General features: G+C 62.1%; 11 protein-coding genes. 3 read left to right on the top strand and 8 right to left on the bottom strand.

Features of this window, described 5'->3' with window-relative positions; all coding sequences use genetic code 11:
- The first annotated feature begins 23 nt into the window (after window positions 1–23).
- The 3 genes from Q7F16_RS02510 to Q7F16_RS02500 are packed head-to-tail and all read left to right on the top strand — an operon-like array spanning window position 24 to window position 3,056.
- Entirely contained in the window at window positions 24–1,373 is a 1,350-nt protein-coding gene (locus tag Q7F16_RS02510; protein WP_409555557.1) for an acyclic terpene utilization AtuA family protein, read from the top strand.
- Window positions 1,373–1,696, top strand: a complete 324-nt coding sequence (locus Q7F16_RS02505) for an AtuA-related protein (RefSeq protein ID WP_003201468.1) — start codon at window positions 1,373–1,375, stop codon at window positions 1,694–1,696. The genes Q7F16_RS02510 and Q7F16_RS02505 overlap by 1 nt, the downstream gene beginning before the upstream one ends.
- Window positions 1,697–1,748: 52 nt before the next feature.
- Window positions 1,749–3,056, top strand: coding sequence for a CitMHS family transporter (locus tag Q7F16_RS02500; protein WP_409555556.1), 1,308 nt, complete (start codon window positions 1,749–1,751; stop codon window positions 3,054–3,056).
- 623 nt (window positions 3,057–3,679) lie between these two features.
- On the opposite strand, the gene Q7F16_RS02495 is transcribed toward Q7F16_RS02500, so the two are convergent.
- From Q7F16_RS02495 to Q7F16_RS02460, 8 genes are all read right to left on the bottom strand, one after another.
- Entirely contained in the window at window positions 3,680–3,820 is a 141-nt protein-coding gene (locus tag Q7F16_RS02495) for a hypothetical protein (protein ID WP_409555618.1), read from the bottom strand.
- A gap of 292 nt (window positions 3,821–4,112) precedes the next feature.
- A complete protein-coding gene (gene mqo, locus Q7F16_RS02490) occupies window positions 4,113–5,756 on the bottom strand; it encodes a malate dehydrogenase (quinone) (RefSeq protein ID WP_409555555.1) in 1,644 nt (547 codons plus the stop codon).
- Window positions 5,757–6,275: 519 nt separating this feature from the next.
- A complete protein-coding gene (locus tag Q7F16_RS02485; RefSeq protein WP_409555554.1) occupies window positions 6,276–7,646 on the bottom strand; it encodes a hybrid sensor histidine kinase/response regulator in 1,371 nt (456 codons plus the stop codon).
- Window positions 7,630–8,787 carry an alcohol dehydrogenase-like regulatory protein ErcA gene (gene ercA / locus Q7F16_RS02480; RefSeq protein ID WP_085982611.1) on the bottom strand — a complete coding sequence of 386 codons (1,158 nt, stop codon included), beginning with the start codon at window positions 8,785–8,787 and terminating at the stop codon, window positions 7,630–7,632. Before ercA ends, Q7F16_RS02485 begins: the two co-directional genes overlap by 17 nt.
- 132 nt (window positions 8,788–8,919) lie before the next feature.
- Entirely contained in the window at window positions 8,920–8,991 is a 72-nt protein-coding gene (gene pqqA / locus Q7F16_RS02475) for a pyrroloquinoline quinone precursor peptide PqqA (RefSeq protein ID WP_003243383.1), read from the bottom strand.
- A 278-nt stretch (window positions 8,992–9,269) separates the two neighbouring features.
- Window positions 9,270–10,790 carry an acetaldehyde dehydrogenase ExaC gene (gene exaC, locus Q7F16_RS02470; RefSeq protein WP_014338422.1) on the bottom strand — a complete coding sequence of 507 codons (1,521 nt, stop codon included), beginning with the start codon at window positions 10,788–10,790 and terminating at the stop codon, window positions 9,270–9,272.
- Between the two features lie 284 nt (window positions 10,791–11,074).
- A complete protein-coding gene (locus Q7F16_RS02465) occupies window positions 11,075–12,850 on the bottom strand; it encodes a PQQ-dependent methanol/ethanol family dehydrogenase (RefSeq protein WP_046062357.1) in 1,776 nt (591 codons plus the stop codon).
- Window positions 12,851–13,146: 296 nt separating this feature from the next.
- Complete coding sequence (locus tag Q7F16_RS02460) at window positions 13,147–14,082, bottom strand: quinoprotein relay system zinc metallohydrolase 1 (RefSeq protein WP_046062356.1); 936 nt, start codon at window positions 14,080–14,082, stop codon at window positions 13,147–13,149.
- Between the last annotated feature and the right edge of the window lie 8 nt (window positions 14,083–14,090).

The raw sequence follows: 14,090 nt of genomic DNA, 5'->3' as shown, positions 1-14,090 counted from the left end.
GCCACCCCTCAGTGGAAAGCGACATGACAAAAACAATTCTCGTCGGCTGCGGTGCCGGTTTTGCCAATGATCGACCCGATGCCGCCCTGCGCCTGGCCCAAGACCTGGCACAACGCAGCGGCCAGCGCTACATCATGCTGGAACTGCTGGCCGAACGGACCCTGGCCGAGGCGCAGCTACGCAAGCGCCTGGACCCGCAGGCGGGATACTCCGCGCGCCTGTTCGATTTCCTTGAACCCATGCTGGATGTGTGCATCGAGGCCGGCATCCCGATCATTACCAACGGCGGCGCCGCCAATCCCAGGGCGGCCGCGCAACGACTGCGCCAGACGCTGGCGGGCCGCTTCCCTGCACTGAAAATCGCCTGCGTGCTGGGTGATGACCTGTTGGAAGAAACACCGCCCCGTTACGAACGCTGGTTGTCCTCAGGTCCCGAGGAGCACCCGGTTTCAGTGAACGTCTACACCGGGGCCGACGGTATCGCCCAGGCGTTGGCCGAGGGCGCTGGCATCGTGCTGTGTGGCCGGGTCGCGGATCCGTCGTTGGCCGTGGGGGCGATCCGCCATGGGTTGGGTTGGTCGGCCGACGATTGGCAGAAAATGGCCATCGCCACCACAGCCGGTCATCTGCTGGAGTGCTGCACCCAGGTCACCGGTGGCTATTTTGCTCATCCTGGGATGAAAGACGTTCCGGACCCGGCCAATCTCGGCTGCCCCATTGCCGAAATCCATCAGGATGGCCGCCTGATCATTGGCAAGACCCGCCACTGCGGCGGACGGGTCAGCGAACAGACCGTCAAGGAACAACTCCTTTACGAAGTACACGACCCTCGACGCTATCTGACGCCGGATGTCGTGCTGGACCTGGGCCAGGCCCGTGTACAGGACTTGGGCGATGACCGTGTTGAAATCAGTGGCCTGCTGGGTCATCCGCGTCCCGACACGCTCAAGGGCTTGGCGGGTGTGCGCGGCCTCTGGTTCGGTGAGGCGGAAATATCCTACGCAGGCCCCGGCGCCGTGGCGCGTGCCGCTCTGGCGCGGGAAATCCTGCTGCAGCGCTTCGACCAGTTGGCACCCGGGGTCCAACCCTGGATCGACCTGTCCGGGATCGCCGGCCTCTTCAACGATCAGGGCGGCCGTTATCTGCAACAACAACTGGCCCAGGCGCCCGCCCTGGAGGATGTGCGCGTGCGGATCGGCCTGACTCACACCGATCGACGGTTGGTGGAGGCCCTGCTGGCAGAGGTCGAGTCGCTCTACACCAACGGGCCGGCGGGTGGCGGTGGCGTCCGCCGGCATCTCACCGAGACCGTTACCACCCGCAGTTTCCTGCTGCCGCGAGATGAAATCCATACAGCCCTGGAGTGGTACTGATGAACCTGGTCACCCTCGCCGACTATGCCCATGCCCGTGCTGGCGACAAAGGCAACATTCTCAGCATCGCCCTGTTCCCCCACGATCCGGCCCACTATCCCTGGCTGCTACGAGAACTGACCTGCGCCCGAGTGGCCGAGCAATTCGCGACGCGACAGCCCTCCAAGGTGCATCGCTATGAACTGCCGAACCTGAATGCGCTGAATTTTGTGCTCGAGGACGCTCTGGAGGGGGGGGTGAACCGCAGTTGCGGTCTTGATCGCCACGGCAAGAGCCTGAGTTACCTGCTTCTGGCCTTGCGCCTGCCCGGACCGCAAGGCTGATCGACTCACCGCCCGCGAACCTTCGACAACAATAAAAAAGAGAGGCTGCAACATGATTACAACCCTGGGTTTCCTGATGATGCTCGCCATTATCGGATTGATATTGCTGCGCAGGATCAGTCCGGTGGTGGCGTTCACCACCCTTCCCGTGATCGTTTGCCTGTTGGCTGGCTTCAATCTCGGGCAAATCGGTGAGTTCATCAAGGCCGGCCTGATCACGGTGGCCCCGACCGCAGCACTGTTCCTGTTTGCCATCCTGTTCTTCGGCATCATGCGTGACCGGGGATTGTTCGATCCCTTGGTCAACCTGCTGATCCGCAGCACTGGCGGCAAACCGCTGGCTGTGGCACTGGTGACGGTATTGGTGACGTCAGTGGTCCATCTCGACGGCGTCGGCGCCGCCACGTTCTTGCTGACCATCCCGGCTCTGCTGCCCTTGTATAAGCGCCTGAACATGAGCCCGGCGATGCTGTTGTGCCTGGTTGGCACCACGGCCGGCGTGATCAATATGGTCCCTTGGGGTGGAACGACTGCACGCGCCGCCGCCGTGTCGGGGCTGGATGCCACCCAACTGTGGCTAGGCTTGCTGCCGGTGCAGATGGTGGGCCTGACGTGCATGCTCGTTGTCGCGACCGTATTGGGCTTGCGCGCCCAGCGTCGCCAACCGATGTCGCTGGGGGCGGCTGCAACGTGTGACATGGACAGCCTGCAACCCCAAGACCGCGAATTCGCCCTCTCTCCCCGGGAGCTGCGCTACTGGCTGAACGTGGCGCTGACCGGTGGGATCCTGGCGTGCCTGTTCACCGGCATCTTTCCTTTGTATGCCTGTTTCATGGTGGGACTGGGCATCGCCCTGCCCTTGAACTTCCCGTCCCTGGACGCCCAGGCCGAACGCCTCAAGGCTCATGCCTCCGATGCGCTGCAAATGGTCCTGGTGATGATGGCCGCTGCCGTCCTGCTGGGCGTGCTCTCCGGCGCGAAGATGTCCGATGGCATGGCATTGGCACTGATCGATATCATGCCAGCGGGCGCTGCCCAGTATCTGCATGTGATCGTCGGCTTCTTCGGCGTTCCCCTGGGGATGATCTTCTCACCGGACGCCTACTATTTCGCCCTGCTGCCGGTGATCAAGGACGTGGCCGCTGCCGCGGGTGTCCCCCTCGAGGCCGTGGCCCGGGCCATGCTGATCGGCGAGAACACCGGATTCTCCATCAGCCCGGTGGTGCCCAGCGTGTACCTGGCGCTGGCGTTGTCCGGCGTAGAGCTGCGCAAGCACATCGCCTATACGTTCTTCTGGGCCTGGGGCGTCAGCCTGGTGATGCTCGCCTTCGCCGTGATGACTGGAGCGGTACAGGTGTGACGGATGCGTTTGATGAGGCCCAGGCACTGCTGCTCAAGCGTTTGGGGGCGATTGTCCTTTGGGATCGGTGTGTATATCCGTTGTTGCGGTCACGGCCACTTAGGGTTCCGCCCTGACGGCGGGTCACTTTCGAAAAGCCCGGAAGCCGGCCCAGTCGAAAGTAACCAAAGCGCTTTTGCCCCACCACTTGGTGCCTCGCTTAGGCTCGGCATGCCCTCACTCCGGCATTGCTCCGTGGGCCCGCCGCGAAGGGCCATCCATGGCCCAGCGCGGCTAACCCGGCATCCATGCCGGGTTGCCCACTGCGCAATACCTGCGTTCGGCCAGCGTGGTTAACGGGGCGCCGAGATCAACGTCCACCGCGAGGCGGCCTAACAGCCGACCTGGTTCTGGGTGATCGCGTTTCTCCTGTGGGAACTTCTCCTGTGGGAGCGAGCTTGCTCGCGATTGCAATTCATCATTCAATTCGAATACTGACTGACACACCGCTATCGCGAGCAAGCTCGCACACAATAAGATCGGGGGTACGGCCGGAGAGATAGGCCGGTTGTTAGGCCCCCTCGCGAGCAAGCTTTGCTCCCACAGATCAGAGGGGTGTACGACCGGGAGAACCAGGCCGGCTGTTAGGCCCCCTCGCTTTTGATCTTGATCTGGGGCGCCCCGTTAACCACGATGGCCGAACGCAGGCATTGCGCAGTGGGCACCTCGGCATGGATGCCGAGGTAGCCGCGCTGGGCCATGGATGGCCCTTCGCGGCGGCCCACGGAGCAATGCCGGAGTGAGGGCACACCGAGCCTAGGCGAGGTGCCAAGTGGTGGGGCAAGAGCGTTTTGCTTACTTTTGACTGGGCCGGCTCCCGGGCTTTTCAAAAGTGAGCCGCCGTCAGGGCGGAACCCTAAGCCGCCGTTACCGCAGCAAAGGATATGTACCCAACACCAACACCAACACCAAAGAAAACGGCGCCTTCCCCTCCCTCGGAAAAAGCGCCGTATCCTTAAGTGAACAGCATTACGCTCAATGCGCAGCGTTCTTGTACCTCACCAGACAGCGTCCGGCTTACAGCGCCATGTCAGCCGCTGGATTCGCTTGCGGGGCTGCGCCCGGCTTGGCCGGTGCCACGTTAGCGGCTGGCTTGCCGATTGCCGGTGGCGGGTCCAGTTGCAGAACCTCGCTGGTATACGCCCATTCCTGGGCAACACGCTCAGGGCTTTCGTTAAGCTTGGTGCCGTAGCTCGGCACGATCTGGCGCAGTTTTTCCTGCCAGGCCGGGCTGGCAACCTTGTCCTTGAAGACTTTCTCAAGCACGGTCAGCATGATCGGTGCAGCGGTCGAAGCGCCTGGCGAGGCACCCAGCAGGCCGGCGATGCTGCCGTCCTGGGACGCGACCACTTCGGTGCCGAGTTTCAGCACGCCGCCCTTCTCTTCGTCACGCTTGATGATCTGCACGCGCTGGCCAGCCTGCCACAGGCGCCAGTCTTCCTGCTTGGCCTCCGGGAAGTACTCTTTCAGGGCGTTGAAGCGATCTTCATCCGACAGCATCAGTTGACCGGCCAGGTACTCGACCAGTGGGTACTGTTCGATACCAACCTTGGTCATCGGCCACACGTTGTGCGTGGTGGTGCTGGTCAGCAGGTCGAAGTACGAACCATTCTTCAGGAACTTGGTGGAGAAGGTTGCGAACGGGCCAAACAGGATCACGCGCTTGCCGTCGAGCACACGGGTGTCCAGGTGCGGAACAGACATCGGCGGTGCGCCCACCGAAGCCTTGCCGTAGGCCTTGGCCAGGTGCAACTGGGCGACGGTCGGGTTCTCGGTGACCAGGAACGAACCACCCACCGGGAAACCTGCGTACTCACGCGCTTCCGGGATGTCGGACTTCTGCAGCAGGTGCAAGGCACCGCCGCCGGCGCCGATGAACACGAACTTGGCGTCGGTCTCGGTTTCGGTACCGTCTTTGAGGTTCTTGTACGAAACGCGCCAGGTGCCGTCTTCGTTGCGGGTGATCTCTTCCACTTCGCTGGACAGCTTGAGGGAGAAGTTCGGCTTGGTTTGCAGGTAAGCCGCGAACTGGCGGGTGATTTCGCCGAAGTTCACGTCGGTGCCCAGTGGACTCCAGGTGGCCGCGACTTTCTGGCCCGGGTCACGCCCTTGCATCATCAGCGGAACCCACTTGCTGATCTGCTCGCGATCTTCGGAATACTGCATGCCGGCGAACAACGGGCTGGCCTGGAGGGCTTCGTAGCGCTTCTTCAGGAACGCGATGTTGTCATCACCCCAAACGAAGCTCATGTGCGGCGTGGAGTTGATGAACGAACGCGGGTTCTTCAGCACACCGTTCTTGACCTGCCAGGACCAGAATTGACGGGAGATCTGGAAAGCTTCGTTGATTTCAACGGCCTTGACGATCTCGACCTTGCCGTTCTTGTCTTCCGGCGTGTAGTTCAGCTCGGCCAGCGCAGAGTGACCAGTACCGGCATTGTTCCAGCCGTTGGAGCTCTCTTCGGCAACACCGTCCAGGCGCTCGACCATTTCCATGGTCCAGCCCGGCTCCAGCTCATTGAGCCAGACGCCGAGTGTCGAACTCATGATGCCCCCACCAATGAGCAAGACATCCACTTTTTTTGGCTCGGCGGCGTGCGTGGTCGCAAGACCCATCGCCATCGCCAGGCCCAGTAGCGCCGTGTGTGTTTTCTTCAACATGTGTGTATCCCTAGGATGAACGCCATTCCGTCCACCTGTCCTGATCAAGGATAGACCACGGCCATGGCCGGCAACGCCAGCAGGGCGGCTATCGAGAAGGACCGGAGGATGGACCTACAGGGCCGAGCAATACGTCGGCCTCTCGTTTATGTCTCTCCGGCGCTGACTTCTTGTAGGTCTTGGCTTCAGCTGGGGTGAGGGATGCTGCAAACGGTGTTCATCGGGCCTGGCATGGCCGTGCCCGATTGTCGCAGCGGGGGGAGTTTACATAAGGAAATAAACAGATCGAAGCGTCTTTTTACATTCCGGGCAAAAACGCCGACCAAATGACGGCATTTTAATGGCCCTCGGGACCGATTCGCGTAGGAGTTGAGTGGGATCTGTGTAGGAGCTGTCGAGTGCAGCGAGGCTGCGATCTTTTAATTCATTCGCTTAAGACTCAAGCGGCCAGGGCAAGATCGCAGCCTCGCTGCACTCGACAGCTCCTACACAGCCCTACAGAGTATCTACAGCACCAACCTATCCGAGCATCTGACTCAACACCGCCCGCAACTTGCCAGGCTTGACCGGCTTGTTGAGCAGCGGCGCATCCAGCTTGCGCAAGGCGCGGCGGCATTGGTCGCTGCGGTCGGCGGTGATGATCACGGCCGGGATCGCCTGGTGGAAATGCTCGCGCAGGTGCTTGACCACTTCACACCCCACAACCCCATGATCCAAGTGGAAATCCGCCAGGATCAACTCCGGCGCGCGCCCTTGCAGCACATCAAGGGCGCCCGCTTCGTCGGTGGCGGTCAAGACTTCGCAGCCCCACTGCCCCAACAGCGCGGCCATGCTTTGCAGGATGCTCAGTTCGTTGTCGATCACCAATAGACGGCGCCCCGGCAGCGGGTTGCCGGCGACCGCCTGTACCGGGACCTGGGACACGGGCAGTGGTTTTTCGGCGGACAGCGGCACCTCGATACTGAACACCGAGCCCCGCCCCGGCCGAGAACGCACCTGGACCCGGTAACCGAGGATGTGGGCGATGCGTTCGACAATCGCCAACCCCAGGCCCACGCCTTTTCGATCCGCCGCCCGACCAACGTCGAGCTGATTGAACTCGAGGAAAATCGACTCCAGGCAATCGGCCGCGATGCCCCGCCCTGTGTCCCAGACCTCAATGCTCAACTGCCCTCCCCGGCGCCGGGCCGCCAGCAGAATTGCGCCCTGAGCGGTGTAGCGGCAGGCATTGCTCAGCAGGTTGCGCAGGATACGGCTGATCAATCGCAGGTCGGTCAGCACCGCTTCGTCGCCAAAGCGCACCCGCAGCTCCAACCCCGCGGCGCCGGCCACCGATTGAAACTCGGAAACCAGCGGCCCCAACAACTCATCCAGCCGATACGGCGCCAGGTCGGGCTTGACGGCGGCCTGGTCCAGCCGGGAAATGTCCAACAGGTCGGTGAGCAGGTCTTCTGCCCCTTCGAGCGCCTGATGAGTGCGTTCGACCAACACATGCTCGGCGGCAGGCAATTGGCGTTCACGCAAGGTGGCGATCAGCAGGCGTGCCGCGTTGAGTGGCTGCAACAGGTCATGGCTGGCGGCGGCCAGGTATTTATCCTTGCTGCGGTTGGCGGCCTGGGCGACGTCACGGGCATCGCGCAATTGCTGTTCGACCAGCTCACGCTGGGCAATCTGCTGCTGCAGGTTGTGGTTGGCTTCCAACAGCGCATCGGTGCGCTCGGCCACCCGCTGTTCCAGTTGATCATTGAGCTGTTGCAGGTGTTGCCGGGCCTGCTCCAGCTCATCGAGGCGCGCCGCCAGTTCCGGATAGTGACTCTTGCGCGTCGAGTGATTGCCCAGCCCCAGCAGCCCTTCCAGGGCTTTTTGCTGCTCGTCAGAGGGCTTCGCCATAGACGACCTCGACATCCCGCTGGCTCGACTCCCGAGGGTTGGTGAGGATGCACGGGTCGTGCATCGCATGTTGCGACAGGAACGGAATGTCCGAGGTGCTCACGCCGTGCAGGCCCAGGGTCTCGTGGAAGCCGATGGTGCGCTTGAGGGCAATCAGGTGTTCCACCAACCGAGTGCGGATCTGTCGGTGGTTGAGCCCCCGGCAGTCGATGCCCAGTGTCTCGGCAATCACCTTGAAACGGTCCGGTGCCGAGTTGTAGTTGAACGCCACCACATGCTCCACCAGCACCGCATTGCACAAGCCATGGGGCAAATCGAGGAAACCGCCCAGGCTGTGGGACATCGCGTGCACGGCCCCAAGGATTGCGTTGGAGAACGCCAGCCCGGCCTGCATGCTGCCCAGCATGATTTTTTCCCGCAGGGCGATGTCCGCCGGGTTGGCGATCATCTGCACCAGGTTGCCGTTGATCAGGCGCATCGCTTCCAGCGCATGGGGGTCGGTCAACGGGCCGTGACCGGTGGACACGAACGCCTCGATGGCATGCACCAGGGCGTCGATGCCGGTACAGGCGGACAGGAACGGGTCCATGCTCAGGGTGGTTTCCGGGTCGATCAACGATACATCCGGCACCGCCGCCTTGCTGACAATGGAGAATTTCATCCGCTCTTGCTGGTTGGAGATGATCACGAATTGCGACACATCAGCCGACGTCCCCGCCGTGGTGGGAATCAGGATCAGCGGCGGGCTGGGCACGTGCAGGGTGTCGACGCCTTCGAACTCGAGGATGTTGCGACCGTGGGCAACGACAATGCCGATGCCTTTGCCGCAATCCATGGGGCTGCCACCGCCCACCGCGACGATGACATCGCAATGGTTTTCCCGGTAAAGGTCGGCACCGAGCATCACTTCCTCGACCCGCGGATTGGGCGAGACCGCGCTGTAGACGCAGTAATCGATGCCTTGGGCCTGGAGACTGGCTTCGACGTCAGCCACCCAACCGGCGGCGATGACCCCCGGATCAGTGACGATCAGCACCTTGCGTGCACCGAAGGTCTTGGCGTAATTGCCGACATTGTGCCGACAACCGGCACCGAACATGATTTCAGGAGAAACGAACTTGCGCAGCGGGCTGAGGCTCATCTTTTCAGGTACGTGGCTCATCGGTAAGCCTGTTGTTATTGTCTTGGGATACCTTGAGCCTAAAGCATCCCACCGTGATTGCAATCAGACCATTGGGTAGCCCGGCCTGAACGCGTCAGGCCGGGCCGGCACTCATCGGTTGGCGAAGTACATCGTCACTTCAAAGCCAATACGCAGGTCGGTGTACGCGGGTTTAGTCCACATGGGTCTTTCCTCTTCTTGTACCGGGCGATTCCGGCAAGGTCATTAATGCACGCCACGCCTGGGGCTCGAATGCTACTTTCGAAGCGGTGGGTGGGGTGCGTTGGTAGCAATTCAGGAGAGCGACAAACCCCATTGTGAGAGCAAGGCTTACTGTGGGAGCAAAGCTTGCTCGCGATGAGTCGCCTCGGCCTGACCGGAGACCGAGTCGCCTGTATCGCGGGCAAGCCTTGCTCCCACAGCAAGCTCGCTCCCACAAGGTGTCGTGCTGTGTTATCGGGTTAGAAGAACCCCAACGGATTGATGTCGTAGCTCACCAGCAGGTTCTTGGTCTGCTGGTAGTGGTCGAGCATCATCTTGTGCGTCTCACGACCCACGCCAGATTTCTTGTAGCCACCAAACGCGGCGTGCGCCGGGTACAGGTGGTAGCAGTTGGTCCACACACGACCGGCCTTGATCGCACGGCCCATGCGATAGGCGCGGTTGATGTCACGGGTCCACAGGCCGGCGCCGAGGCCGAACTCGGTGTCGTTGGCGATTGCCAGGGCTTCGGCTTCGTCCTTGAAGGTGGTCACGCCCACTACCGGGCCGAAGATCTCTTCCTGGAACACGCGCATTTTGTTGTGGCCCTTGAGCAGGGTCGGCTGGATGTAATAGCCGCTCGACAAATCCCCCTCAAGTCGCTCGGCAGCACCGCCAGTGAGCAACTCGGCACCCTCTTGCTGGGCAATTTCAAGGTACGAGAGGATCTTGTCGAATTGCTGCTCGGATGCCTGGGCGCCGACCATGGTTTCGGTGTCCAGCGGGTTGCCACGCTTGATCTTGGCGATTTTTTTCATCACCTCGGCCATGAACGGCACGTAGATCGACTCTTGCACCAGGGCGCGAGATGGGCAGGTGCAGACTTCGCCCTGGTTGAAGAACGCCAGTACCAGGCCTTCGGCGGCTTTCTCGATGAAGGCCGGCTCGGCCTGCATGATGTCTTCAAAGAAGATGTTCGGCGACTTGCCGCCCAGTTCCACGGTGGACGGGATGATGTTCTCGGCGGCGCATTTCATGATGTGCGAGCCCACCGGGGTGGAACCGGTGAAGGCGATCTTGGCGATGCGCTTGCTGGTGGCCAAGGCTTCACCAGCTTCGCGACCGAAACCATGGACGATATTCAGCACGCCGGGCGGCAGCAGGTCGGCGACCAGCTCGATGAAGACCATGATCGACAGCGGCGTCTGTTCAGCCGGCTTGAGCACGATGCAGTTACCCGCGGCCAGGGCCGGGGCGAGTTTCCAGGCAGCCATCAGCAGCGGGAAGTTCCACGGGATGATCTGCCCGACCACACCCAGCGGCTCGTGGAAATGATAGGCCGTGGTCAGTTCGTTGATCTCGGCCGCTCCACCCTCTTGGGCGCGGATGCAGCCGGCGAAATAACGGAAATGGTCGGCCGCCAGCGGCACGTCGGCATTGAGGGTTTCGCGCACGGCCTTGCCGTTGTCCCAGGTTTCGCTGACAGCGAGGATTTCCAGATTTTGCTCGATACGGTCGGCGATTTTCAGCAGCACCAGGGAACGGTCCTGCACCGAGGTCTTGCCCCAGGCATCAGCTGCGGCGTGTGCGGCATCCAGTGCCTTGTCGATGTCGGCGGCGCTGGAGCGCGGGAATTCGGCAATGACTTCGCCATTGACCGGGGAGCTGTTCGTGAAGTACTCGCCGTTGACCGGCGCGACGAATTCGCCGCCGATGAAATTGCCATAGCGCGGCTTGAAGGTAACGACGGCGCCTGGGGTTCCGGGTTGTGCGTAGATCATGATGGGGCCTCTGCCTGGTCGATGCCTGTCACGGGACAGGCGATAGGCCGATGGTAGAGAGCCCCGGCTGCCGGACGAATGCGTCGTTGGCAGGGGGGACTCTCGTTATTTGGTCGTAGATTTCAAGCATTGGGACGAGGCTATTTGGCGAAACGTCTGTGGGAGCAAGGCTTGCCCGCGATGAAGGCGATGCGGTCTCCCAGGAAACCGAGGCGACTGCATCGCGAGCAAGCTTTGCTCCCACAGAGCAGTCGCCACAAGGGCAACGCTCGGCTCATTATTTACTAGCGCTTGACCACCAAGTCCTTCGGCAACTTGAAGGTCCAGAGCATGCCGCCCTGGTTGAAGTCCTTCACGCGCTTGGCCACCTCACCGCCCCACAGCGGCACCGCGCCGCCCCAGCCGGAGACCACGGAGACGTATTGCTCGCCGTCCATTTCCCAGGTGATGGGCGAGCCGAGCACGCCGGAGCCGGTCTGGAATTCCCAGACCTTTTCCCCGGTCTTGGCGTTGAACGCCTGCAGGAACCCTTCAGGCGTGCCGGTGAACACCAGGTTGCCCTTGGTGGTCAGGACCCCACCCCACAGCGGCGCGTAGTTCTTGTGGCGCCAGACTTCCTTGCCAGTCTTGGGATCGATGGCCCGCAGCACGCCGATGTACTCCTCGTTCAGCGGCTTGATGGTGAAACCGGCGCCGAGGAACGCCGCGCCTTTCTTGTAGGCGATGCCTTCGTTCCAGATGTCCATGCCCCATTCGTTGGACGGCACGTAGAACAGGCCAGTGTCCTGGTTGTAGGCCATCGGCATCCAGTTTTTTGCACCGAGGAACGCCGGTGCAACGAACACCGAACTGCCCTTGGCTTCGCTGCCCGGCGCACCCGGACGGCTGGCCTCGTTGTAGATCGGCCGCCCATCCTTGTCCAGGCCAGTGGCCCAGGTGATCTTGTCGACAAACGGGAAGCCACGGATGAACTTGCCGTTGGTGCGGTCAAGCACGTAGAAGAAGCCGTTACGGTCAGCAGTCGCTGCCGCCTTGATGTCCTTGCCGCCTTCCTTGTAGTTGAACGAGATCAGTTCATTGACGCCGTCATAGTCCCAGCCGTCGTGAGGCGTGCTCTGGAAGTGCCACTTGATGGTGCCGTCGTCCGGGTTCAGGGCCAGGCGCGACGACGAATAGAGGTTGTCGCCAGGACGCAGGTGGGAGTTCCATGGAGCCGGGTTGCCGGTGCCGAACAGCAGCAGGTTCGTTTCCGGGTCGTAGTAGCCGCCCAGCCAAGGTGCGGCGCCGCCGGTTTTCCAGAGGTCGCCCGGCCAGGTCTTGCCGGCTTCGCCGCCGGAGATGCCGTTCTCGACCGCCTTGCCGTCCTTGTAGACGTAGCCCATGTGGCCTTCCACGGTCGGCCGGGTCCACAGCAATGCGCCATTTTTCGGATCGAACGCGCTGATCTGGCCAACCACGCCGAACTCGCCCCCGGCCACGCCAGTGATGAGTTTGCCATTCACGATCATGGGCGCGGCGCTGATGGAATAACCTTCCTTGTGGTCGGCCACCTTCTTGCTCCACACCACCTTGCCGGTGTCCTTGTTCAAGGCCACCAGCTTGGCATCGAGGGTGCCGAAGAACACCAGGTCGCCATACAAGGCCACGCCGCGATTGATCACGTCGCAGCAAGGGCGGATGTCATCGGGCAGGCGCGCATCGTATTGCCACAGCTTCTTGCCGGTGCGCGCATCCACCGCGAACACCCGCGAATAGGAACCGGTGAGGTACATCACCCCGTCCTTGATCATCGGTTGGGCCTGCTGGCCGCGCTGCTTTTCGCCACCGAAGGAGAACGCCCAGACCGGGCGCAGATCCTTGACGTTATTGACATTGAGGGTATCGAGCGGGCTGTAGCGCTGGCCCTGGACGCCCAGGCCGTTGGTCACGATCTGCTGCGGGTTTTTCGGGTCCTGGAGAATTTCCTGATCGGTCACGGCTGCAAGGGCCGAACCGGACAGCAGCATGGCACTGAGCAGCAGGCTCACGGCGAAGGGTTGGCGACGTGCGGGATGACTCATGACGGCTACCTCTGCGGTTATTGTTATACCCGGGAATTTTTCCCGGTCTGCCACAGATTCTTGGGCTCGGGGCCGTTGCCAACAATTACCCGCTGTGTTGAGTTTTCTAGTTCCTTGGTACACATAGAGGTAAGCGGACACCTCCTGTGGCGAGGGAGCTTGCTCCCGCTGGGCTGCATAGCAGCCCCCTGGGTCAGTCACCCTGGCTATCAATGTCGACTGGACTATTTTCAGGGCCGCTACGCGCCCCAGCGGGAGCAAGCTCCCTCGCCACAGGGGACTGTGATACCCCGGAATTACTGTGGCTTGGCATCCACCCGCTTCATCCCCGCCCGTTCATAACGTGGATAGAGATGGCTGACGCTACGAATCAGCTCATACTTACTCAAGCTGATCCCGGCAAAGCGCTCGGGGATGGGGCTGCGGATCATCTCGGCCATGTCGTCACCCCGCGCCGCGCCGTCGCGCATCAGTTGGTCGAGCCAGCCCAGGTAGTCGCGCATCTGCGCAAAGGGCCTAGCGTCGCTCGTGACCGGGCCATGGCCGGGCACGATCTGTTTCCAGGGCAAGGCCTGCAAGGTGTCCAGGTCCTGGAGCCAGACCTCCAGCCCCGGGCTGTTGGGGGTGGTCAGGGCCCGCTCGTAAAATACCAGGTCGCCGGCGAACAGCACACCAGTGGTTTCGTCGAGGATCGCCAGGTCGGCCCCGGTGTGCCCGGCCAGTGGCAGCAAGCGCAACGAATGGTCGCCGACGGTCAGCGTCCCGGCAGCCAGCTCCCGGGTCGGTAACACGACCTCGGTGCCGCGCATCCAGTCGCCCACCAGCCGGTACATGTTTTCCGCCAGCGCATCACCCTGTTGCCGCAGCAGGTCGGTGGTGCCCGCCAAGGCACCAATGGGCACGTCGCTAAAGGCCTGGTTGCCCAAGACGTGATCGGGGTGATGATGGGTCAGCAAGACCTGGATGACCGGTTTATCGGTGGTCGCGGCAATGGCCTCGCGCAGCGCCTCGCCGTAGCGCTTCGACGGCCCGGTATCGATCACCACCACGCCGGCATCGGTGACGATGAACGCGGTGTTGACGATGTTGCCGCCGTTGGCCTTGGCAAAATTCTCGGTGCTGCCTTCCAGCAGCCAGGTGCCTTCGGCAATCTGCCGGGGCTTGAGTGCGTAGTCCGTACCGGCCCACGTCGGCCAGCACAGGCTCAGGAACATCAGCAACAACCAGCGCATGGCGCGCT

The sequence above is a fragment of the Pseudomonas sp. Lb2C2 genome, assembly GCF_052112205.1.
In the GTDB taxonomy this organism is placed as follows: Bacteria; Pseudomonadota; Gammaproteobacteria; order Pseudomonadales; family Pseudomonadaceae; genus Aquipseudomonas; species Aquipseudomonas kilonensis.
Note: the sequence above shows the minus strand (reverse complement) of the source record. Positions and strands in the feature narration are given on the sequence as shown.

Excerpts from the sequence above, each read along its gene's own strand:
- Q7F16_RS02510 (WP_409555557.1), top strand. The coding sequence starts at position 24 with ATGACAAAAACAATTCTCGTCGGCTGCGGTGCCGGTTTTGCCAATGAT.
- Q7F16_RS02505 (WP_003201468.1), top strand. The coding sequence starts at position 1,373 with ATGAACCTGGTCACCCTCGCCGACTATGCCCATGCCCGTGCTGGCGAC.
- Q7F16_RS02500 (WP_409555556.1), top strand. The coding sequence starts at position 1,749 with ATGATTACAACCCTGGGTTTCCTGATGATGCTCGCCATTATCGGATTG.
- mqo (WP_409555555.1), bottom strand. The coding sequence starts at position 5,756 with ATGTTGAAGAAAACACACACGGCGCTACTGGGCCTGGCGATGGCGATG.
- Q7F16_RS02485 (WP_409555554.1), bottom strand. The coding sequence starts at position 7,646 with ATGGCGAAGCCCTCTGACGAGCAGCAAAAAGCCCTGGAAGGGCTGCTG.
- ercA (WP_085982611.1), bottom strand. The coding sequence starts at position 8,787 with ATGAGCCTCAGCCCGCTGCGCAAGTTCGTTTCTCCTGAAATCATGTTC.
- exaC (WP_014338422.1), bottom strand. The coding sequence starts at position 10,790 with ATGATCTACGCACAACCCGGAACCCCAGGCGCCGTCGTTACCTTCAAG.
- Q7F16_RS02465 (WP_046062357.1), bottom strand. The coding sequence starts at position 12,850 with ATGAGTCATCCCGCACGTCGCCAACCCTTCGCCGTGAGCCTGCTGCTC.
- Q7F16_RS02460 (WP_046062356.1), bottom strand. The coding sequence starts at position 14,082 with ATGCGCTGGTTGTTGCTGATGTTCCTGAGCCTGTGCTGGCCGACGTGG.